The sequence below is a fragment of the Alteromonas sp. LMIT006 genome, from assembly GCF_024300645.1.
Classification (GTDB): Bacteria; Pseudomonadota; Gammaproteobacteria; order Enterobacterales; family Alteromonadaceae; genus Opacimonas; species Opacimonas immobilis.
This window is the reverse complement of sequence record NZ_CP101291.1, coordinates 1,017,077-1,038,676: the sequence shown is the minus strand read 5'-3', so window position 1 is coordinate 1,038,676 and position 21,600 is coordinate 1,017,077. Positions and strand designations below refer to the sequence as shown.

Genomic DNA, 21,600 nt, shown 5'->3' with positions numbered 1-21,600 from the left:
AGATCATACAACGCTATGCAAAAAGTCATCGAACAAATTCAAGCGAATCTTCAACTCATCTATCGCAAAGCAGTCGACGCTGACGCTTTATTAGCATCTTACCAACAACAAGGTAAAGGACAATATGTTGCGATTTTTGCAGAGGATGCGCCCTTTTCGACCAGAGCAAAAACGTTTGAGCCTTATGTTGCTGAAACCTGCGAGTTGTTGGATGAGCTCAGTGCCATGCAAGATGGCTATTCTGACAAAGAGGCGCTTACCAAAAAACTGCAAACGATTGTCAAACAAATTGAGTCATTGATGACGACGTTAGACAACTTTAAACAATCACTCAAAGCTGACTAATTGGCAGCGCATTTATTCGCGCAATGATCATCTCGAATTTGGCTTGATACTCTGGGCTGTCAACGTTTTTAAAGCGTTCGGTAAAGGCATTGACTTTCAAACCTTCTGGCAAGTCATCTACGAATGGTAAATACAAAGATTCATCGGCTTTTTGTGCGAGTAAAGTTTGCATCTGCACGGCAGTTTTGGGCTCGGTAGCTCGTTCAGCAAAGGCAATCCCGGCCTGGTCTGCTGCCAAATCTACAAAGCTGTAACCTGAGCCTTCTTCTGCTCTATCCATCAATTCTTTAAATTCGCCAACCGCAATAGAGACACTTTGTGCGGATAACAATTCAATACTTGCAGAGAATAAAAAATGCAACGCTAAGTCACGTCGATTGTTCAGTGTAACTTGTTTCTTGAGCCCAGCTCGATACTCCACACGGTCGTTAAGGGTAAATAAACGTATAAAGCGGTTATCGCCCATAAATATAGTTAACGCTAGAATCGCAGCCTTATTCTCAAGTGCAGGGTCGCCGTATTGTGATTGAATTTGCGCTTCGAGGAAAATTTCTCTTATGAAAGGTGCAAGTGAGCGCCCACTATCGCCAATGGTTTTGTGATTATTGACTAAGTAATCCAAATAATTTTGGACTTTCAAATCGAGTAAATCAGGTTTTTCATAGCCCATACGAGCTTGGACTATTTTGAGTTCTTGCAGTAAAGGTAAGGTAGGAGCCACTAGCAAGGTTACAGTTTGCTCTGCAAAGGTGAGTCCTTGCAGTGTATTATAAGCAATGTCAGCTACCTCTGAACGAGTGTATTGGTTGACACTCCATCGCGCAAAAGACAAAAGGGCATTTCCTGGTAAGGGAATTTTACCTAATTTAGCCCGTTCTATATTCGCTCTCGAACCGGATGTAAGTTGCAAATCGAGGTTTAGGTAGCGAGTCATTCCAAAAACAGAGAAACGATAAGTAACTAACAAGCTTCCAATATCATCTTGGGTATAAAACCCTGCCGATAACGGCTGGTGGGCACGTTGCAAAAAGCCTAATAAACTATTAATTTGTGCTGTGGTTAAAACTAAATCGTGATAGGCGCGGTCGCGTTCGCGTAACTGATTGAGATCTTTAAAAAGATGAGTGACCGATTGAGCAGCTTCAACTTGCTCAGCTGAGTTAACACTTACTAACGGCTTTCCTTCAAGGACGATAAAGACAGCTATCAATGCAATAACGATGAAGGAAAAAACCGTTTTTTTTAGTGCGTTAAACATCTAAACTTCAGCCAAATTCCCTTTGTTTTCCAGCCACTCTTTGCGGTCGCCAGAGCGCTTTTTCGCCAGTAGCATATCCATCAACTCTAACATTCCTTGGGCATCATCAATGGTCAACTGCACCAGCCGACGGGTATTGGGATCCATAGTGGTTTCGCGAAGTTGGAGCGGGTTCATTTCACCTAGACCTTTGAAGCGTTGAACGTTGACTTTTCCACGTTTTTTCTCAACTTCTATGCGGTCGAGTACACCCTGCTTTTCACTTTCATCAAGAGCGTAATACACCTCTTTGCCCACATCGATTCGGAATAGCGGTGGCATCGCCACATAGACATGACCTTGTTCAACTAAGGTGCGGAAGTGCTTAACGAATAGCGCACACAATAATGTAGCAATGTGCAGACCATCTGAGTCCGCGTCGGCCAAAATACAAATTTTGCCATAGCGCAGACCAGATAAATCATCAGAATCGGGATCGATGCCCAAAGCAACCGAAATATCGTGAATTTCTTGTGACGCCAAGACTTGTGACGAATCTACTTCCCAGGAATTCAGAATCTTACCTCGTAATGGCATAATCGCCTGAAACTCACGGTCGCGAGCTTGTTTCGCTGAACCACCTGCAGAATCACCTTCAACCAAAAATAGCTCTGTACGATCAATATCTTGCGAGGAACAATCAGTGAGTTTACCCGGTAATGCCGGGCCTTGAGTGACTTTTTTGCGAGCGACTTTTTTGCTTTGACGCAAACGCTTCTGGGCGTTGCTAATACACATTTCCGCAAGTAATTCAGCGACATCAGTGTGTTGATTCAACCACAAGCTAAATGCGTCTTTGACTACTCCAGACACAAATGCCGCCGCTTGCCGCGAGGATAAGCGCTCTTTGGTTTGCCCGGCAAATTGAGGATCTTGCATCTTTGTAGATAGAATATATGCACAGCGATCCCAAATATCATCAGGCGTGAGTTTTACGCCACGAGGCAATAGATTGCGGAACTCACAAAACTCGCGCATGGACTCCAGCAAACCTTGACGTAAACCATTGACATGCGTGCCGCCTTGTGCGGTAGGAATAAGATTCACATAGCTTTCGGTGACCATATCACCACCCTCAGGTAGCCATAAGACCGCCCAATCAGCCACTTCAGAATTAGCTGAAAACGTCCCAACAAATGGCTCGTCTTCGGGAAGAGTGATGCAATCTTTTACCGAACTTAATAAGTAATCACGCAAGCCATCTTCATAGTACCATTCGGTGGTTTCTTTAGTGAATTTGTTGTCTAAGCGAATGCGCAAGCCAGGACATAACACTGCTTTGGCACGTAAATTATGGGTGAGTTGGCGCACACTGAATTTGTCAGAATCAAAATACTGAGGATCTGGCCAAAAACGCACGGACGTACCAGTGTTGCGCTGACCACAGCTATCAATCACCGCCAAGTCTTCGATTTTGTCACCATTAGCAAACACAATGCGATAAACCTTTGCATCGCGGCGAATTGTTACCTCAACTCGCGTTGATAAAGCGTTCACAACTGAAATACCTACCCCGTGCAAACCACCAGAGAACTCGTAGTTTTTGTTGGAGAACTTGCCCCCAGCATGGAGTTTAGTCATGATGAGTTCGACACCAGAGATTTTTTCTTCTGGGTGAATATCCACCGGCATCCCGCGACCATCATCATGCACCTCGAGTGAATTATCATCGTGCAAAATAACTTTGACTGAACGAGCATGCCCGGCAAGCGCCTCATCCACTGAGTTATCGATGACTTCTTGACCGAGGTGATTGGGGCGGGTGGTATCTGTGTACATCCCTGGTCGACGCTTAACTGGTTCTAATCCGTTAAGAACTTCAATGGCATCTGCGGTATATTGATTCGACATAAGGTGATTACGCTTTTATAAGTATTATGACGCTTGAGAATGTCACGATATTACCAATACTTATCGCCTTGAGCAATTAAGACTTAGTTAGCCCCAAAAATCGCATGACTTTAGGCAATTCACTGGCAAAATTTTGATAAGCATGATCGCCACCTTGTACCACATGCAGATTTGCTTGAGCATACAACCTTTCAGCCAATCGATAATCGAGTACTTCATCTGCGGTTTGCAAAAACACTTGATAATTATCAGGCTGGTTAATGCGATTCACAACGAGCTTTTCGACCGTATGGATATGCTCAGAGGTAAGCTCAAACGCTTCTTTGGTATATGGATTCACATGATTACCCAAGTAATCAGGAAAGAGAATATGCGGCGCCACCGCTGGATTAATAATACTGGCTTTGCACTGGTGCTTTTCAGCTAAAAGCGTGGCGAGAAAGCCGCCCATCGAACTGCCCATGATGCCGATGATATCCTCTTTTAAGCCAGACATAACCTCTTGGGCTTGTTGCCATGCTTGAGAAGGAATACCACTCAACTGAGGGGCGACAAATCGCACTTTAGGATGGTGTTGTTGCAGGTAAGCAAACGTTTGGCATGCTTTCGCAGACTGTGGCGAGCTCAAAAATCCATGTAAATAAAGTAAAGAACCTGCCATCTGTTTTCCCTCGGCGGTTATGGTTGATGTTGCATACAAAAGGTCAGCCATTCAGTCAAAAACACATTGACCATGAACTTTTCATTCTTTTGATGCATGTGCAAGTTAGGATAATCATAACTTGCTTTAATACGTCCAATATTTTGCGCAGCCAATACTTCGGCGCTGCGTACGTCATGATATAACCGGACTGTAAGAGATGGTAGTAAAAATTTCGGTAAATTTTTTGCCACTTGTGCGATGTCGACGGTCGTGGTGTAGCGCGCGGCATCTTTGATCACGATTCGATAGGTTAATGTTTCATTAATAGAGAACTCATATTGCAGATTCACCTCGTCCACTTCGGGCAATAGCATCATTAATTTGCCATAGTTGTGCTCCCCCATCGCTAATAGGCTGGGTAAATGTGGGACATACTTGCGTTTGATGGGGTTTTTCTTATGCATGAGTCTTTAATGCGCTAATGAGGGTCGCTTCGTTTAAGAAAAAATGCTGTAAGGCAATGATCCCCGCAGCATTATTCATGGTGCCGTCACTTAACCACTGCCGAGCTTGTTCACGTTTAACTCGCAACACTTTGATATCTTCTGCTTCGTTGTCGCAACCGTGTAATCCAACAGCAACCGTGCTATCGGTGCGCGCCACAAAAATATCAATGCGCTCCGTTGTGCCGCCTGGACTGGATAAGTAACTAGTTACTTTTTGCAAATCGGTTAATGTAATACCTGCCTCTTCCATAGCTTCTTTATGACAGACTTCTTCTGCGGTGTAGCCCTCATCTATCATACCGGCAATGACTTCGACCAACCATGGATTATCACAGGTTGCCATGGCACCGAGGCGAAATTGCTGAATCAACACAAACTCATCGGTTACCGGATCATAAGGTAATAGTGCGACAGCATGGCCACGCTCAAACATCTCTCTTTGAATCGGTGTAGACCAGCCCCCAGCAAATAATTTGTGCTTGAGTTGATAGCGCATCATTTTGAAAAATCCACGAAAAGCGGTCTCCGTCTGTGTTATTTGCACATCTGCGTGAGTAAACCTTTGGATTTTCGACATTTGTTTCCTTATTTATTACATTCTGTTACACATAACCGGATAAAGTCGTAGTAAAAAGATTTATCAATTCGATGGAATTTTTTACACTTTAACCTAACTTAATGGAATTAAACATATTACGTGGATAGAGCCATGAAAAAAACCCTTCTTAGCGTGTTTGTCGGTATTACTTTATGCGGTGTCGTGCAAGCACAAGATTTATCTGAAATTTATGCTCAGGCTTTGGCTAAAGATCCTGTGGTTAATCGTGCAAAAGCGATACGCGATACTGCGTTCTCTGGAGTCACTCTTTCTCGCTCTGCCCTGTTACCCAAGATCTCTGGGCAAATTGGCTATTCTATTTCCGATTCGGAAAGCGCTCTTTCGGCCACTGAAGTCTCTTCTAGCGACAGAAATGCTCTAAGCTACAGTCTAGGCTTAAGCATGTCATTATACGATCATGCCAACTACGTTGGTTTAGACCGAGCTGAAAAATCAGCGCAACAAGCGGAAGCAAATTATGCGGCCACCCTACAAGGCTTAATCGTTCGGGTAGTTGATGCTTACTTAAATATCTTACGCGCTCAAGACAATGTGGAATTTGTGCAGGCGGAAAAGCGCGCCATCGAGCGTCAACTTGAGCAAACCAAGCAGCGTTTTGAAGTTGGTTTGACCGCCATTACCGATGTACACGAAGCGCAAGCAAACTTTGACACCACCGTTGCATCAGAAATCCGTGCGCTGAACGCCCTTGAACTGCGTAAAGAACAGCTTAGAGAAATCACTGGTGTATTTTATAACAATGTCAACGTGCTAAACACGGATACGTTCAGCGCCGTAACCCCGAGCCCTGCGAATGTGGAGGATTGGTTAACACTCGCACAAGACAATAACTTAGAGCTTCAAGCCGCACAATTTGCGGTGGATATCGCTAAGGCAAGTATTGATAGTGCGAAAGCGGAGAACTACCCAACATTGTCTTTATCTGGCTCACTCAGTGGCGCTGACGTTGAGAACAATGACATCGATCTGGCTCGAACCAACAGTTCGTCTCTCGGTGTGACCATGAATGTACCGATATTCTCAGGTTTTGCGACCACTGCTCGTACCGAATCTGCACGCTCACAGTTTGTTGCTGAAAGCGAGACTTTGGAGCAGACCTACCGCGCAACCGTTCGCAATGTTCGCAATTCGTTTAATGATATTCGTGCAAATGTGTCGACCATCAAAGCATTTGAGCAAGCGGTCATCTCAGCGGAAAGTGCCCTGCGCGCAACTGAAGCTGGGTTTGATGTGGGCACGCGCACTATTGTTGACGTGTTAAATTCGACCCGTAATTTGTTTAATGCCCGTAAGAACCTAGCCAATGCACGTTATGACTTTATTACCTCGGTAGTGAACTTAAAACGCGCGGCAGGCACATTAAGTGTGGCGGATCTTGAAGCCATTAATCAAGGATTAGTCCCTGCGGCGAGCTAGGCATCGACAAATCTCCAAACCCCACCCAAAAAAGCGGACTAAATGTCCGCTTTTTTAACTCTATCGAGCATCATTTACAAATTGTATTTGGCTTTCAGTACATTTAACCGGTCTTGGGATAACCGGTCACTGAACTCATGTCGCTCAATCGTTCGTTGTGCAATACGCGATTGGTTATTCTGCAATAACGTTTCAACATAATTTAAAACAATCTCTTTATTAGTGACATCTTGTTCAAACGCTTTTTGATAATACTCTAAAGCAACTTCCGGCGCATTTAAGGCAATGTGAATTTGTGCCACGGTATCCAGTACCGCAACATTATCTGGCGCTAGCCCCAAAGCCTTTTCAGCATATTCTAGTGCTTGTTCATATTGAGATTGTTGAGTCATCAAATACGCTAAATTATTTAACGCTACAAAATGTTTCGGATTTTTTTCAACAAAAGCCTGATATTTTTTCATCGCTTTTAACGGTTCACTCTCAATATATTCTTGCGCTAATATCAAATTAGCTAGAGAGTTATCAGGTTTCATTTGGCTAAACTCTGAAACAAGCACATATGCGTCTTCTTCTTTGCCGCTCCAACGCAAAGCATCGTAATACGATTTAAAGTTATCTTCACTTGGTCTTGCCGAAAAAGCCACTCTAGCCGGAACTATTGCTTCTTTAACTTTGCCCTCAAGCAGTAATAAACGGGCGTAAATTCCTTGAACATTCGGCGTTTTTTGGACCGATTCAGGTATTGAATCATACACTCTACGTGCCACACGTACTCGGCGTTCTTTGGTTGCAAAGTGAGTATGGAGTACTCTGGATATCACGTTGTTACTGGCAATTAGGGGATTTTGGTCAATAAAATCCAAACCGCCAACAAAATCTTTTTTAAGTTCGAACATGACTAGACGACCAATGAAACCGGCTAAATCAGAGGGTAGAGTTTGATTCCACTTCTGATAGTGTTCGTCTAACGATTTGAAGTCATTGCGTTGCAGAAGCACTCGAGATTTTGTAGTCCAATATTTTCTCGATGTTGACGTGTCGATTTGAATAGACTCTAATATGGAGACCGCCTCGTCTAACATACCTTCTTTTTGCATCAATTCAGCGCTGAGTATTTTCTCATCTGATGTTACCTTGCCTGTGGCTAAATACGTTTTTAAAGGAATAATTGCATCAACGTCTTTTTGGAGCATTTTAACCAATGCATAATGTGCTGCTATGGCATTCATATTGTTCGGAAAGCGCTCTAACGTGTTGCTGACTGCATGGTAAGCAGCATCGTAATTTTTTTGTTTCATATTGATATTAACAAGCGCCAAATGAGTTTGCGGTACGTCCGGTGCAAGTTGAGTCGCGGTTTCAAAAGCCACTTTAGCCGTTTTTAAATCCTCCCTTTGCAGTGCAACTTCTCCTGCTAATAGAAAACCTTTATAATTTTCCGGGTGGATTGATTGCCACCTTGTTGCAAGTTCATTCGCTTTATCAAGCTGGTTAGTTCTCACATAAACCTTAGCTAAAGCTTCTAGGGCATTTTGATTGTTCGGGTTTTTATCAACGGCAGCTTCTAGATCACGAATGCCTTCTATATCTTTTAGTTGCAATTTAAGAATGCCCAGCTTCGTTTTCGCCATCGAAGATTCAGATATCTTTTCTAGTTGCTCCATAACCGTTTTTGCTTCAGCTAAATGTCCGTCTTTATATAAATCAAACCCTGCTTTTGCTAAAAGCGCTGAATCATTATGATTGACATCGGTATACCGAGATAATAATTCACTCGCATCTAATGATTGGCCTAAATTCAGTCGTGCCGCTGCTAACATTTTGAGGCCGGGATGATTATCTGGCATTTGGCTTGCTATCAAGCTCAAGTGCTCATTCGCGTCACTGTAGTTCTGCAACATAAATGCGCTCATACCCGCTACGAAACGAACAGATGTGTTATCGAGACCTTGTTGTAATGACTTCACTGCACTGTCAAAAGCGAGATCAAATTGCTCAGTTCCAGCATGAATCATGCTTTTTAATTGATGAATTCGTGGATTATTCGTTGTCACCTCTAATAAGCTGTCAACCTCCGACAATGCTCGTTGATATTGTCCAGTTTCAAAGAGTATCTGTGAGAACATAAATTTCCGTTCTAAATCATCTGGCGTAATTTCTAAATACTGCTCAATAACTGGCGAAACCTTAGATAAGTTGTTTTGCGATAAATATATTCGAGTCAAAATCTCGAGCGTGTCAACTGATTCAGGGTATGCTTTTGCCATTGATAATAAGAGCGTTTCTGCTTTTTCTAGTTCACTATTTTGGACATGAGCAAGTGCATCAATCAGTTGGCTAAACTCAGTGTTCGTATCGACAGATTGCAATTGCTGTAGAAGAAGCATTGCTTGATCGGTTTTTTTTAGTCGCAGTAATGAATAAGCTTGATAAAAACCAAATTGAACGTCTTGCTCTGCTGTAAAGTCAGGTTGCGCATCTAAGTTAATTAAACCGACGAGATTTTCGGTTTTATGGTACGCTTTTGCTAATAAAACGGTCAGTTCGGAATTGGTAAACCCTGTTTTCTTTGCTTTTTCAAATTCTTTTTGTGCCGATGCAAAAAGCTGCTGCTGCATGTAGATTTTGCCAAGTAAAAATCGAGCATCAGCATAATCTGGTGATTGTTGAATAGCATGCTTTAACTCGATAACTGCAGAGTTATATTGCTTTTGAATTAGCTTCTGACTGGCGTCATTATATGCCTGTTGCGCTGTTTTCTGACCGCATCCAACCAATACGAATGCAATGGAAGAAGCAACTAATGTAACTTTAGCTTTGTGTTGTAGTGAGACCATAGACAAAATCCTTTTTTATTCTATATCTTAAATTTTAGTCGATACTGACAAAAATAAAAGTGCATTAACATGGTATATCGGCAACTTACAGCGTATAATTACCACGTTCATATAGCAGATCAGTTTTGTAATACCGCAGCGTCTGCTTCCAGTTAGGATCCCACATGACAGACACAGTCGAATTGACTTTTAGTGACTTAGGTTTACCTGAGCCCATTTTGCAGGCATTAGAAAAAGTCGGATATGAAAAACCATCTCCGATCCAAGCGGCCAGTATCCCGCACATTCTCAACGGCAAAGATTTGCTAGGACAAGCACAAACCGGTACGGGCAAAACCGCCGCGTTTGCATTACCGATGCTTGCCAACATCGACCCAGATGAGAACTTCCCACAATTATTAGTGTTAGCCCCAACACGGGAGCTCGCGATTCAGGTCGCTGAAGCATTCCAAGTGTATGCTAGTTTTTCCAAAAAAATCAAAGTATTACCCATCTATGGCGGTCAGTCGTACGACAATCAAATCCGTCAATTAAAACGCGGTGTACAAGTCGTTGTAGGTACTCCAGGTCGAATCATCGATCACATCAAACGCAAAACCTTAAAACTCGACCAGTTGCGCTTTTTAGTTCTGGACGAAGCGGATGAAATGCTCCGTATGGGCTTTATTGATGATGTGGAATTGATCTTGAGCCACGCACCAGAGCAAAAACAAACCGCCTTGTTCTCCGCGACCATGCCGCCGCCGATCAAAAAGATCACCGAGCGCTATTTGCATTCGCCAGAACACGTCAAGATCACCCCTAAAGTAACGACTGCTGATACCATTCGTCAACGTTATTGTCAGGTAGCTGGTCATCATAAACTCGAAGCGTTAACCCGTATTCTTGAAGTAGAAGAGTTTGATGGCGTAATTATCTTTGTGCGCACCAAAACCGCGACCATTGAGCTGTCTGATAAATTATCTGCGAGGGGCTATGATGTCGAACCACTTAATGGTGACATTCCACAAAATGCTCGCGAGCGCACCGTTGACCGCCTCAAAAAAGGCACCATTGATATCTTAGTGGCGACAGACGTTGTCGCACGTGGCCTGGATGTCGAACGCGTCAGTCACGTGATCAATTACGATATCCCTTACGATAGCGAATCTTATGTGCATCGTATCGGTCGTACCGGACGTGCAGGACGTAATGGTGATGCCATTTTGTTCATCTCTCATCGTGAAAAACGCTTACTGAATCAAATTGAGCGTACGACCAAACAACCCATCGAAATGATGGCGATTCCTTCTATTTCAGATCTTAACGAATCGCGCTTGGTACGTTTCAAAACGAGTATAGTGGAAGCGTTAGAAGACGATTCAATTGAAAGCTTTATTCCCTTGATTGAAACGATTCAAACCGAAACCGAAGCCGCTCCTGAGAAGTTAATGGCTGCATTTGCCAAACTTGCGCAAGGCGATGAACCATTATTCCTAAATGAAGCGGACCGTCCAGATTTGAATGCGCGTCCTGAACGCGGTGATCGTGGCGATCGCTCAGGTCGTGAACGCAGTGGACGTGAGCGCGGCGAGAGACGCCAACGTGGTAACAGCAAGCCAGAAGCGGGTATGCAACGCTTCCGTATCGCGGTTGGTCATATGCACAAAGTCAAGCCAGGTAACATTGTCGGCGCGATTGCAAACGAAGCAAACATTAGTAGTAAAAACATTGGTGCCATTGAAATCTATGATACTTACTCTACTGTTGATTTGCCTCAAGGCATGCCTGAAGACTTACAATCACATTTGCGCAATACGCGCGTGGCTGGGCAAAAGCTCGACATCCGTGCTTGGTCTGATAAACCACCGACAAGAGGAAAACGTGATGGCGGTGGTAAACGTGACGGTGAGAAGCGTAAACCTCGCAAGTAATCATCATGTAAGAAACGGTTAGGAGTAGATGATGGAGTATTTTCCGGTATTTTTGAAAGGCAGTAGCCTCAAGGTGTTGATTGTGGGTGCAGGAGAAGTGGGCGCTCGCAAACTAGAACTCATCCTCAAAAGTACCTCCAATATTACCATCGTCGCCCCTTGGGTGTGCGATACGGTCAAAAACCTTGCCACGCAACACAATTTGCAATTAGCACAGAGAAAGTTTGTCGAAGATGATCTGAATGACAAAAATATTGTGTTTGTGGCCACTGACAGTGAAGACACGAATCGGGAGATTCATCGTCTAGCGACCGAACGTAATCAACTTGTGAATGTTGTTGATAATACCCCATTATGTGAATTCATTACCCCTTCAATAGTTGATCGCTCACCCTTGATCATAGCCATGTCAAGTGGTGGTGTAGCTCCTGTGGTTTTGCGCTACATGCGCCAAAAACTCGAATCGTTGATTCCTGTCAATTTTGCTCGATTAGGTACCTTCAGTGAGAAATTTCGCGATTCGGTTAAGCAATCTCTGAGCAGTGTGACCCAGCGCCGATATTTTTGGGAAGACGTACTCGATGGACAGATTGCCGAAGATGTTTTACAAGGCAATGATTCCAAGGCAGAAGCCGATTTTGCTGTAGCGTTAGATGCATTCGCCAAAGGCGAAAAAGCTCAAGGGGAAGTTTATCTTGTCGGAGCTGGGCCGGGTGATCCGGATTTATTGACATTTCGCGCCCTGCGTTTGATGCAAAAAGCCGATGTGGTCGTCTATGACAGGCTTGTCTCACCAGCGATTGTTGAACTGGTTCGACGCGACGCTGAAAAGATCTATGTTGGCAAAGCCAAATCTAAGCACACCATTCCACAAGAAGAGATTAATCAGTTATTAGTTGACCAAGCCAAATTGGGGAATCGAGTCGTTCGTCTCAAAGGCGGCGATCCGTTTATCTTTGGTCGTGGTGGCGAGGAACTACAGACCTTGGTCGAGCAAGGGGTAGCCTTTCAAGTGGTCCCTGCGATCACCGCTGCGTCTGGTGCCTCAGCGTATAGCGGGATCCCCCTTACCCACCGTGATCATGCGCAATCAGTGACGTTTGCCACCGGACATTTGCGTGACGACAGTATCAATCTTGATTGGCCAGCGCTCGTCAACACCAATCAAACCTTGGTATTTTATATGGGTATGACCGGGCTTGATATCATTTGCCGAGAACTCATTGCTCACGGTATGCCCAAAGATATGCCCATCGCCATTGTCGCAAGCGCTACCCTTGCGCACCAACATGTTGTCACCGGTACACTTACTGATATCAAAGCCAAAGTCGAAGCCGCAGAGGTCAAGCCACCTGCATTGATTATTGTTGGGACGGTCGTCTCCTTGCGTGAAGAACTCAATTGGTACCAACCAAGTTTATCTGACCCAATGTAATTTAATCAGCCAGTATTTAAGCATCCGCAAACAAGCAAAGTATTTGCAAAAAGAAATCAAAGGTTTTTTGCTACATCATGGATCGTGTCCGTTCGACTGGATAGGGGTTAGGCCTTAGCCCTTTCTTTTGTTGGCGCGCTCACTTACAATAAAACAAAAAATCCATCGGACGTATCTTGCTCGCCACTCTCACTCGAAGCTTTTCTTATTATCGCGATAAACGGCTGCTTGCCATTTTCTGCTTGGGCATGGCCAGTGGGTTCCCATGGGTGTTAATTGGCTCCGCGATGACCGCTTGGCTGCAAGAGGCAGGACTGAGTCGTTCTGCCATTGGTTTATTCGGGTCAATTTTTGTGGCCTACTCCATCAATTTTTTGTGGTCGCCTTTATTAGACCGGGTACGCTTACCACTGCTAGGGCGCCTAGGGCAACGGCGCAGTTGGATCCTTCTTACGCAATGTTGCATCATCGTATTGTGTGTGATGATGGGTACGTTAAATATCACGTCGGATTTGTATTTTGTGGCACTGTTTGGGGTGGGCATCGCGGTAGCTTCAGCCACACAAGACATTGCGATTGATGCGTTTCGCGTAGACAGTATTGCGCGACATGAAAAAGAAGCCTTGTCCGGCGCGTCCGCGATGGCTACTGCTGGGTGGTGGACTGGCTATGGTGGGCTGGGGGCATTGCCGTTTTTTCTAATAGATTTGCCAGTGTTCGAGTGGCACACATTGTATTGGGCGATGGCTGCGGTCATGTTGTTGTTATCCATCACAGTGTGGTGGGTATCAGAACCGCAGACCAACCGACAAGCCACGCAAGCGCAAGCCACAACTGACTTTCAAAATAAAGTAGGCACTCACACTGCTTACAGCAAATACTTTACCTGGATTGCAGTGACGGTCATTGAACCGTTTAAGGAGTTTTTTACTCGCAATGGGGTGCGCTTGGCGTTATCCATTTTGTTGTTCATCTTTTTATTCAAAATCGGAGAAGCGTTCTTAGGTAGAATGTCCATTGTCTTTTATAAAGAAATTGGCTTTAGCAATTCCGAGATTGGCACGTACTCCAAACTGTTAAACTGGTGGGTAACGATCATTTTTGCCGTGATTGGTGGTGCGGTAAATATGAAATATGGCATTTACCGTGGGCTAATGATTGGTGGGATTGCAATGGCCAGTTCGAATTTGATGTTCTCCCTTATGGCTATGGTGGGTCCTAACCAGGCATTATTTGCTGCGACGGTATTTGTGGACGGCTTTACCTCAGCATGGAGCAGTGTGGCGCTGGTTGCGTTTATATCCTTGCTATGCAACCAAGCCTTCAGTGCGACTCAATATGCACTTATGGCCTCATTGGGGGTATTTGGTCGCACTCTCTTGGCCTCGTCCAGCGGTCTTATTGTCGATGGCTTGGATGGTAATTGGGCGCTGTTTTTTGTGTTAACGGCCGTGATGGTGATCCCAAGTCTGTGGTTTTTGTATCGAATCCGGCATGAAATACATCGCTTAGAAGGGCGTTAGCGCAAATTTTTCAGTAAGCCACTCATCGTTAGTACGGAATGAATTCATGATCATCCCCCGGAATCGATGGGAATTTGCCAGCGCGCCAGTCTTCTTTAGCCTTTTGTAAACGCTCATTGCTATAAGCCACAAAATTCCATTCCAACAGTGGTTTTTGAGCAAAAGGCTCACCGCCTAAGATAATCACGCGTGAATGCTGATTTGCTGTGATCGTTTTATCTTTATCAAGTACCACAAAATCGTGTTGGTTATAAGTTTCATTACCAATTTCGACCTCACCATAGATCACATACACAGCCGTTTCTTGATGTGAGTGAGGCCTATCAATGTGGTTCCCAGCATCGAGCAACGCATCCACGTAAAACAGCGGGGAGTGGGTTTTGAACGGAGCGGACATACCATAGGCATCGCCCGCAACCAAGCGAAGTGTAATGCCGTCATGAATATAGTGAGGCAGCTGATGTTTTTTGACATGCGCAAAATCTGGCGCGATCTCTGCTTTCTCTGGTGGTAATGCAATCCAGCACTGTAATCCATCGATATCATGCTCACTGGCTTTGACCTCCAAGGTCTCACGTTCAGAGTGCACAATACCCCGCCCTGCGGTCATCCAGTTCAAGTCACCTGGATAAATTTCAAGATGATTTCCCAACGAATCGCGATGCAAAATACTGCCACGAAACAAATACGTCAAAGTGGACAAACCGATGTGTGGGTGCGGACGAACATTGATCCCTTCTCCACGGGCAAACTGACCTGGGCCCATATGATCAAAAAACACAAACGGCCCCACCATCTTCTGCTCCGGATTGGGCAAAATGCGTTTCACGTATAATCCACCAATATCGTGTTGTTTGGCTTTGAGTAATCGTGGCATGTTAACTTCTCCTTGGCTGCGTCCTTTTACTATACCCCAATATGATGTAACTTCCAGTGCAAAAACCCCAATGTTTCCATCTATTTTTTCGAATCTTTTTCATTCTATAAAATCGAACATTATGCGCTATTTTTATCATTTTTATTCTAAATAATTTAATACTATGATTATCTCACTTACCCTGATTAAACTATTTTTTGGAGAACAAGATGACTCAAGTATTTGTGGTCAACGCATCAATTCAAGGTGATAACGGCAATTCTAGCGCATTAACGGCGCACTATGTCAGTAAGTTAAGTGGCGTTGCTATTACAAAACGTGATTTAACCCCGAATGCAATACCTTCTTTATCGAGCGAAGCGATGCGGGCTTGGATGACCGATACCTCAACCCGTACTGCGGAACAAAATGAATTAGCCCAAATTTCTGATGATTTGATTGCTGAAGTGCAAGCGGCAGATACCATAGTGATTGGGATGCCAATGTATAATTTTGGGGCGCCTTCGACTTTCAAGGCTTGGGTCGATCATATTGCGCGTGCTGGCGTGACCTTTCGCTATACCGAAACGGGCCCACAAGGGTTGCTTGATGGCAAAAAAGTCATCATCGCCATTGCCAGCGGCGGCAAATACAAAGGCACACCGATGGACACCTTGACTCCTTGGTTACACACTTTCTTTAATTTCTTGGGGCTAACCGATGTGCATGTTGTGCATGCAGAAGGTTTAGGCATGGAAGAGCCTGAGACCGTTTTGAACGCAGCGAAAGCGGAGTTAGAGGCATTGGTTTAATCTTCCATAACTAAACGCCGTTCGACCCACAGGCGCATCATCAATTCATAGAACCGATATGCGCCTTCAAACTCGTCCAAACGCGCACAGTGTTGAGGTAATGCATCACTGATTAAATAGAGGTTAGAAATGAGACCTTTTGCTGACCGCAACTACACTGCGAACGGATAAGCGATTGGCTCATGACATTCGTACCCTTCGACTTTAAAGTCATCTCGCGTCACCCATGTTTCAATGTCTTCAAGTGATTTGATTTCCGGGTTGATCCACAGCTTCGGCGCGGCAAACGGTTCACGTTTGAGCTGTACATCACGCATCAGTTCGAGTTGGTCTTCATAGATGTGAGCATTGACTATTTTGTGATACGCCTTACCCGGCTTGTGACCGGTGATCTGCGCCATCAACGCCAACAACACATACACTTGCACCTGATTAAAATTCACACCTAATGGAATATCCGCACTGCGCTGCATGCTATTCAAATACAGCTTACCACCGAGTAATGAAAAATGATGCGTGTGCATACACGGACGCAAGCAGCCCATCTCAAATTCGCCCGGATTGTAGAAGGTTAGGATCTCACCGCGATCGTCCACCCCATTAGATAAATCATCGACGATTTTGCGTAGTTGATCTAAGGTTGAACCGTCCGGCTTTTGCCAACGACGCCCTTGTACGCCATAGACACGCCCCATATCGTCCTCACCTTTGCGATGAGGATTGGCCAGCCAAGACGCATTTTCATTGGCGTTGGCATTCCAGGTATTACAACCAATGGCACGAAAATCAGCGGCATTGTCGTAACCGCGTAAATACCCTAGAAGCTCTGCTATGGCCGCTTTATAGAAACTTTTACGCGTCGTACACAAAGGAAACACATTGTTCTCAACATCGTATTCCAAATCAGCATTAATTAGCGTCAAACAGCGCTTACCGGTGCGTTCATTAGCGACCCATTCACCCTCATCAATGATGCGTTGACACAAATCTTCGTATTGGCGGTAAATCATGCTTTGCCCTCTTTGTTGTTATATTTGTAAGCATACACGATCAAGCCTAAACCAAGCAAAATCATAGGTATACTGAGCATTTGTCCTTGCGACAGTCCGAGCGTGTTCAACCCTAAATGCGCATCCGGTTGACGTGCAAATTCAACGATGAAACGGAATACACCATAACCTGCAAGAAACAGTCCGCCCACTGCACCAGTCGGGCGAGGCTGACGAGAGAACAACCAAATCAACACAAATAGAGTAAGACCTTCTAGGGCAAATTGATACAACTGAGAGGGATGACGCGGTTCAGGACCTGCCGCAGGAAAAACAATCGCCCAAGGCACATCCGTGACTCGTCCCCACAATTCACCGTTGATAAAATTACCAATTCGACCGGCTGCTAAGCCAAGCGGAACAATCGGTGCAACAAAATCCCCGACGGTGAGAAACGAGACCGTCTTCTTGCGGGCAAACAGCCACAAAGCCACCAGTACCCCGATTAAACCACCGTGAAAGGACATTCCACCGGTCCAGATCTTGAAAAGGTACAGCGGATCAGCCAAAAAAGATGAAAACTGATAAAACAACACATAGCCAACTCGGCCTCCGGCGACCACACCGACGAACCCCCAGAATAACAGATCACCAATATCGTCTTCATTCCAGCCAATGCGTTTCATTCGAGATTTGGCAAGATAGTAAGCGGCCACAAAACCCACTAAATACATCAATCCATACCAGCGCACTGCCAAAGGGCCGATACTAAATATCACCGGATCAATAGCTTCAAATACCCAATAACTTTGCTCAGGTTGCATTTACACTCCTATGTCGTAAAGCATACGAATACTCACAATGACTAAAAACAGGGCAAAAAATCGTTTTAACTTTACCGTATCCATTGCCTGCCCCCAACGCGCGCCCACAGGTGCGGTAAAGACTGAACTTAAGACAATCCCCAAAGCCGCCGGCAAATATACATAACCTAACGAATACGGGGGCAACTCCGGCACCGACCAACCGGTGTACACAAAATTAACTGTTCCAAATAGCGCAATCACCAACCCGCATACTGCGGCACAACCAATGGCTTGGCGTAATTCAACACGAAATAACACTAGAGCGGGCACAAGCAATGCCCCCCCGCCTATTCCCATTAACGCTGATAAAAATCCGGCAATTAGGCCTACTACCAAGAGGATAACCGGAGTATATGACACAGAAGAGCTGGATTTTTTACCCAAAATCATCTGCAAAGCAACCAGAATCACCAACCCCGCAAAAATCCCCTTAAGTATTCTACCGTCTAAAACACTGGCCGTTTGTGCCCCAAAAGATGCACCAAATGCAATGCCTAACGCGCAATACCATACAATGTCTCGCTTGACGTTACCCAAAGCATAATGGGCACGAGAAGAGGACAATCCAGTCAAAATAATGGTCGATAAAGATGTCGCAATAGCAATGGTAATCGTTAAGAAAGGCGATAAGCCCAAAAAATAACTCAACATATAAGTCAGCGCTGGCACGATAATGAGACCGCCACCAATTCCCAACATCCCGGCTAAGATACCAACGATCGAACCAATCCCAACACAGAACAATAATATAATGATTTCAACAGGCATAAAAAAGTAAACAAAGCTCCGTATTAACTGCCGGCTCTCACAAGGCCGCCCAGTTGATGTGATTCGAGATAGGCATCAAGATGGGATTTGATGATGTGCGGATCAGACAAGTTCAGTACTTCACTTAACAAGTGCTGAGCTGAATACAAGCGAATACTGCGCAATACCCAGTTGATCTTGCGCACATTATACGCACTCATGCTGAGTTTGGTATAGCCCATTGCCATTAACAACAACGCTCCAGCTGGATCGCCAGCTAATTCTCCGCACACGGTCACTGGCTTATTCAGTAATTCAGCTTGCTCAGCAATGTGCATCATCACCTGCAACACGGCTGGATGATAACTTTGATACAAAGCAGAAACCCGTGGATTGTTGCGATCAACGGCCAACAAATATTGGGTTAAATCATTCGTACCCACTGAGAAAAAGTCCACGTCTTTAGCTAGCTGTGCCATGATGTGTACCGCCGCAGGGACTTCTAGCATTACCCCGAGTTTGGGCATCATCAAAGTAGTGCGATTTTTGTTCGATTCTTCTTTCACTTCATAAAACGCCTGTTGTAACAAACGTTTTGCCTCTCGCACTTCATTAAGCGATGACACCATCGGCAGTAAAATTTGTAGATTGGTGAGATCCTCACTTGCCCGAATCATGGCCCTGGCTTGTACCAAAAATATCTCCGGCTGGTCGAGCGTCATGCGGATCCCTCGCCAGCCTAAAAATGGATTGTCTTCGACAATAGGAAAATAAGGTAACGGCTTGTCGCCACCGACATCAAGTGTGCGCATAGTGATGGGTTTTTCAGGATGCGCCTGCAAAATTCCGCGGTAAATCTCAAATTGCTCATCTTCTGAAGGGAAGCGTTCGCGCATCATAAAAGGGATTTCAGTACGAAATAGACCGACTCCCATAATGTTTTGATTATCTTTTAGCTCTTGGTCAGCCGCTAATCCTGCGTTAACAAACAAATCCATTGGATGAGAATCTTTTGTGACGGTAGGCAGGTCTTTTTGCGCATCAATGCGCTCGTGCAATGATTCTTCTTCGGCTATTAATAAAGCGCATTCTTTGGCTTGCACCTCAGACGGGCTGACGATTATAGAACCTGCATAACCATCGATAAACAAGGTTTTATTGTGTAACAAATTGGGCAGAATAGAGCTTACCCCCATCACCGCTGGGATACCCATGGCACGAGCTAAAATCGCCGCATGCGAGTTTTGTGAACCACGGATCGTGATTATCCCTTTAAGGCGTTCTTTCTGGAATTCCGCTAGTAACGTCGGGCTGAGTTCTTCAGCGACCACAATAACATCGTCCTGTGGGATCGCAGTATATGTATCATCAAACATAATGTGTTTGAGAATGCGATTAGACAAATCCACAATATCTACTGCGCGTTCTTGCATGTATGGGTCGTCCATTGCTTTGAATCGACCGGCATAATCTTGAATCACCAGTTTTAAAGCAGTTGCAGCATCCCAGCCGTCTTTAATTTGTGCTTCAACTTCGCGCCCAAGAGAATTGGCATCTAATAATTGGTCATACAACACAAATATTGCTTTGACGTCTTCTGGTAAGCTATCGTCCAGATTCGATGATAGTTGTGCAACCTCAGTGCGAGTCGCCTCAACGGCTTGCCGGTATAAAACGATCTGCTCCGAGATATCACTTGCTTTGCGATGGATGACTTTATCAATGTCTGCGCTTAATACCGGTACATAACCACGCCCAAGGCCAAGCCCTGTCGAACCAGGTACACCATTGATCACTTGCGCAACTGTTGGCGTTGCATTGGCCTCTGAGAACATTAACTCGCCAAACGTATTTGCGTGGGCGATCGCTAATGCAAGTTGCGTTGCTAGAGTCACCAAAAAAGCTTCTTCATCTGCACTAAACCGTCGTTGTTCACCTTGTTGCATGGTCAAGATGCCCAATACGCGACGTTGATGGATAATTGGGACGCCCAAAAATGCATTGTAGTTTTCTTCTTTTACCTCAGGATAGTGTTTAAACCGCGGATGATGATGTGCATCGTCGATATTTAGCGGTTCTTCACGCTGACCTACCAATCCTATCAATCCTTCAGAAAAACCAATACAGACCGCACCAACCGCATCGGGAGAAAGTCCATCCGTTGCAGTGAGAACATGATGTTGTGCGTCATAATTAGAAAGGTAAACAGAACAAGAATCAACTTGCATTGTGGCTTTAATCGTACTCACCAAATACTGCAATGCCCGTTCAATCTCTGGGATTCGATTCACTTCTTGGACAATACGCTGCAGCGTGGTAAGCATGTTCATGAATACGTAGTTCCAGCTTGACGTTGTTTTCTGCGTTTGTGGCGATGCCGACGACCTGGTTGTTGCGAACGCGTCAGCGCTTGAATCCAGGGTAATAGCTCTTTTAACGCTCGACGATAGACTTCCCGTTTGAACGAGACGACGTTGCGAATGGGATACCAATAACTGACCCAACGCCAACCGTCAAATTCTGGATGCCCTGAATGCAGCACATCAACACTATCTTCAGGACAGGTTAAACGCAGTAGGTACCACTTTTGTTTTTGTCCGATGCATACAGGTTGTGAGCCTGTACGAATAAAACGTTTTGGTAGTTTATAACGGATCCAATTTCGGGTTACGCCAAGAATCTCAATATCACTTGGCGCAAGCCCAACTTCCTCTTGCAATTCGCGGTACATTGCCTGCTCAGGGGTCTCCCCATCATCAATTCCCCCTTGGGGAAATTGCCAAGTGTGTTGGCCTATGCGTTTAGCCCAAAAAACTTGCCCTTGTTGGTTGCAGATAATGATACCGACATTGGCTCTGTAGCCTTCAGTATCAATCACTTGAATACCAATTCAAATCAATCTTATATATACTGTCATTTTTCCACAAACTGTTAACATTTCC

General features: G+C 44.8%; 19 protein-coding genes. 6 read left to right on the top strand and 13 right to left on the bottom strand.

From position 1 onward, the window contains the following. Positions 1-15 precede the first annotated feature (15 nt). A complete protein-coding gene (locus NLG07_RS04835) occupies positions 16-345 on the top strand; it encodes a hypothetical protein (protein WP_254856564.1) in 330 nt (109 codons plus the stop codon). Here the strand turns inward: NLG07_RS04835 and NLG07_RS04830 are convergent. The 5 genes from NLG07_RS04830 to nudF form a co-directional block, all read right to left on the bottom strand. Further along, positions 332-1,603 carry a hypothetical protein gene (locus NLG07_RS04830; protein WP_254856563.1) on the bottom strand — a complete coding sequence of 424 codons (1,272 nt, stop codon included), beginning with the start codon at positions 1,601-1,603 and terminating at the stop codon, positions 332-334. The two genes, NLG07_RS04835 and NLG07_RS04830, sit on opposite strands and share 14 nt — an antisense overlap. Continuing rightward, positions 1,604-3,493 carry a DNA topoisomerase IV subunit B gene (gene parE, locus NLG07_RS04825; protein WP_254856562.1) on the bottom strand — a complete coding sequence of 630 codons (1,890 nt, stop codon included), beginning with the start codon at positions 3,491-3,493 and terminating at the stop codon, positions 1,604-1,606. It abuts the gene before it with no gap. A gap of 76 nt (positions 3,494-3,569) precedes the next feature. Beyond that, the gene (locus NLG07_RS04820) at positions 3,570-4,154 is read right to left on the bottom strand and encodes a YqiA/YcfP family alpha/beta fold hydrolase (RefSeq protein ID WP_254856561.1); all 585 of its coding nucleotides are present in this window, start codon (positions 4,152-4,154) and stop codon (positions 3,570-3,572) included. Positions 4,155-4,171: 17 nt separating this feature from the next. Continuing rightward, positions 4,172-4,600 carry a DUF1249 domain-containing protein gene (locus NLG07_RS04815; protein WP_254856560.1) on the bottom strand — a complete coding sequence of 143 codons (429 nt, stop codon included), beginning with the start codon at positions 4,598-4,600 and terminating at the stop codon, positions 4,172-4,174. Then, positions 4,593-5,219: an ADP-ribose diphosphatase gene (gene nudF / locus NLG07_RS04810; RefSeq protein WP_254856559.1), complete on the bottom strand. Its 627-nt coding sequence runs from the start codon at positions 5,217-5,219 to the stop codon at positions 4,593-4,595. The genes NLG07_RS04815 and nudF overlap by 8 nt, the downstream gene beginning before the upstream one ends. 132 nt (positions 5,220-5,351) lie before the next feature. Between nudF and tolC the strand changes: the two genes are divergently transcribed. After that, entirely contained in the window at positions 5,352-6,677 is a 1,326-nt protein-coding gene (gene tolC / locus NLG07_RS04805; RefSeq protein WP_254856558.1) for an outer membrane channel protein TolC, read from the top strand. Positions 6,678-6,751: 74 nt separating this feature from the next. On the opposite strand, the gene prsT is transcribed toward tolC, so the two are convergent. Continuing rightward, the gene (gene prsT / locus NLG07_RS04800) at positions 6,752-9,517 is read right to left on the bottom strand and encodes an XrtA/PEP-CTERM system TPR-repeat protein PrsT (RefSeq protein ID WP_254856557.1); all 2,766 of its coding nucleotides are present in this window, start codon (positions 9,515-9,517) and stop codon (positions 6,752-6,754) included. 164 nt (positions 9,518-9,681) lie between these two features. Between prsT and NLG07_RS04795 the strand changes: the two genes are divergently transcribed. The 3 genes from NLG07_RS04795 (at position 9,682) to NLG07_RS04785 (ending at position 14,388) form a co-directional block, all read left to right on the top strand. Continuing rightward, positions 9,682-11,430, top strand: a complete 1,749-nt coding sequence (locus tag NLG07_RS04795) for a DEAD/DEAH box helicase (RefSeq protein WP_254856556.1) — start codon at positions 9,682-9,684, stop codon at positions 11,428-11,430. 31 nt (positions 11,431-11,461) lie between these two features. Further along, positions 11,462-12,865 carry a siroheme synthase CysG gene (cysG, locus tag NLG07_RS04790; RefSeq protein WP_254856808.1) on the top strand — a complete coding sequence of 468 codons (1,404 nt, stop codon included), beginning with the start codon at positions 11,462-11,464 and terminating at the stop codon, positions 12,863-12,865. A gap of 176 nt (positions 12,866-13,041) precedes the next feature. Then, on the top strand, positions 13,042-14,388 hold the full coding sequence (locus NLG07_RS04785; protein WP_303049220.1) for an MFS transporter: 1,347 nt from the start codon (positions 13,042-13,044) through the stop codon (positions 14,386-14,388). Positions 14,389-14,416: 28 nt separating this feature from the next. Here NLG07_RS04785 and NLG07_RS04780 read toward each other — a convergent pair whose 3' ends face one another. Next, on the bottom strand, positions 14,417-15,265 hold the full coding sequence (locus NLG07_RS04780) for a pirin family protein (protein WP_254856555.1): 849 nt from the start codon (positions 15,263-15,265) through the stop codon (positions 14,417-14,419). A gap of 209 nt (positions 15,266-15,474) precedes the next feature. Between NLG07_RS04780 and NLG07_RS04775 the strand changes: the two genes are divergently transcribed. Continuing rightward, entirely contained in the window at positions 15,475-16,056 is a 582-nt protein-coding gene (locus NLG07_RS04775; RefSeq protein ID WP_254856554.1) for an FMN-dependent NADH-azoreductase, read from the top strand. Here the strand turns inward: NLG07_RS04775 and NLG07_RS04770 are convergent. From NLG07_RS04770 to rppH, 6 genes are read right to left on the bottom strand one after another with little or no spacing between them, the layout of a single operon-like run. Continuing rightward, positions 16,053-16,208 carry a hypothetical protein gene (locus NLG07_RS04770; protein WP_254856553.1) on the bottom strand — a complete coding sequence of 52 codons (156 nt, stop codon included), beginning with the start codon at positions 16,206-16,208 and terminating at the stop codon, positions 16,053-16,055. The two genes, NLG07_RS04775 and NLG07_RS04770, sit on opposite strands and share 4 nt — an antisense overlap. Further along, a complete protein-coding gene (locus NLG07_RS04765; protein ID WP_254856552.1) occupies positions 16,209-17,066 on the bottom strand; it encodes a thymidylate synthase in 858 nt (285 codons plus the stop codon). After that, positions 17,063-17,869, bottom strand: a complete 807-nt coding sequence (lgt, locus tag NLG07_RS04760) for a prolipoprotein diacylglyceryl transferase (protein WP_254856551.1) — start codon at positions 17,867-17,869, stop codon at positions 17,063-17,065. Before lgt ends, NLG07_RS04765 begins: the two co-directional genes overlap by 4 nt. After that, positions 17,870-18,679: a sulfite exporter TauE/SafE family protein gene (locus NLG07_RS04755; RefSeq protein WP_254856550.1), complete on the bottom strand. Its 810-nt coding sequence runs from the start codon at positions 18,677-18,679 to the stop codon at positions 17,870-17,872. A gap of 23 nt (positions 18,680-18,702) precedes the next feature. Continuing rightward, positions 18,703-20,982, bottom strand: coding sequence for a phosphoenolpyruvate--protein phosphotransferase (gene ptsP / locus NLG07_RS04750; RefSeq protein ID WP_254856806.1), 2,280 nt, complete (start codon positions 20,980-20,982; stop codon positions 18,703-18,705). A gap of 2 nt (positions 20,983-20,984) precedes the next feature. Beyond that, positions 20,985-21,536, bottom strand: coding sequence for an RNA pyrophosphohydrolase (gene rppH / locus NLG07_RS04745; protein WP_254856549.1), 552 nt, complete (start codon positions 21,534-21,536; stop codon positions 20,985-20,987). Positions 21,537-21,600: the final 64 nt, after the last annotated feature.

Excerpts from the sequence above, each read along its gene's own strand:
- NLG07_RS04835 (WP_254856564.1), top strand. The coding sequence starts at position 16 with ATGCAAAAAGTCATCGAACAAATTCAAGCGAATCTTCAACTCATCTAT.
- NLG07_RS04830 (WP_254856563.1), bottom strand. The coding sequence starts at position 1,603 with ATGTTTAACGCACTAAAAAAAACGGTTTTTTCCTTCATCGTTATTGCA.
- parE (WP_254856562.1), bottom strand. The coding sequence starts at position 3,493 with ATGTCGAATCAATATACCGCAGATGCCATTGAAGTTCTTAACGGATTA.
- NLG07_RS04820 (WP_254856561.1), bottom strand. The coding sequence starts at position 4,154 with ATGGCAGGTTCTTTACTTTATTTACATGGATTTTTGAGCTCGCCACAG.
- NLG07_RS04815 (WP_254856560.1), bottom strand. The coding sequence starts at position 4,600 with ATGCATAAGAAAAACCCCATCAAACGCAAGTATGTCCCACATTTACCC.
- nudF (WP_254856559.1), bottom strand. The coding sequence starts at position 5,219 with ATGTCGAAAATCCAAAGGTTTACTCACGCAGATGTGCAAATAACACAG.
- tolC (WP_254856558.1), top strand. The coding sequence starts at position 5,352 with ATGAAAAAAACCCTTCTTAGCGTGTTTGTCGGTATTACTTTATGCGGT.
- prsT (WP_254856557.1), bottom strand. The coding sequence starts at position 9,517 with ATGGTCTCACTACAACACAAAGCTAAAGTTACATTAGTTGCTTCTTCC.
- NLG07_RS04795 (WP_254856556.1), top strand. The coding sequence starts at position 9,682 with ATGACAGACACAGTCGAATTGACTTTTAGTGACTTAGGTTTACCTGAG.
- cysG (WP_254856808.1), top strand. The coding sequence starts at position 11,462 with ATGGAGTATTTTCCGGTATTTTTGAAAGGCAGTAGCCTCAAGGTGTTG.
- NLG07_RS04780 (WP_254856555.1), bottom strand. The coding sequence starts at position 15,265 with ATGCCACGATTACTCAAAGCCAAACAACACGATATTGGTGGATTATAC.
- NLG07_RS04775 (WP_254856554.1), top strand. The coding sequence starts at position 15,475 with ATGACTCAAGTATTTGTGGTCAACGCATCAATTCAAGGTGATAACGGC.
- NLG07_RS04765 (WP_254856552.1), bottom strand. The coding sequence starts at position 17,066 with ATGATTTACCGCCAATACGAAGATTTGTGTCAACGCATCATTGATGAG.
- lgt (WP_254856551.1), bottom strand. The coding sequence starts at position 17,869 with ATGCAACCTGAGCAAAGTTATTGGGTATTTGAAGCTATTGATCCGGTG.
- NLG07_RS04755 (WP_254856550.1), bottom strand. The coding sequence starts at position 18,679 with ATGCCTGTTGAAATCATTATATTATTGTTCTGTGTTGGGATTGGTTCG.
- ptsP (WP_254856806.1), bottom strand. The coding sequence starts at position 20,982 with ATGCTTACCACGCTGCAGCGTATTGTCCAAGAAGTGAATCGAATCCCA.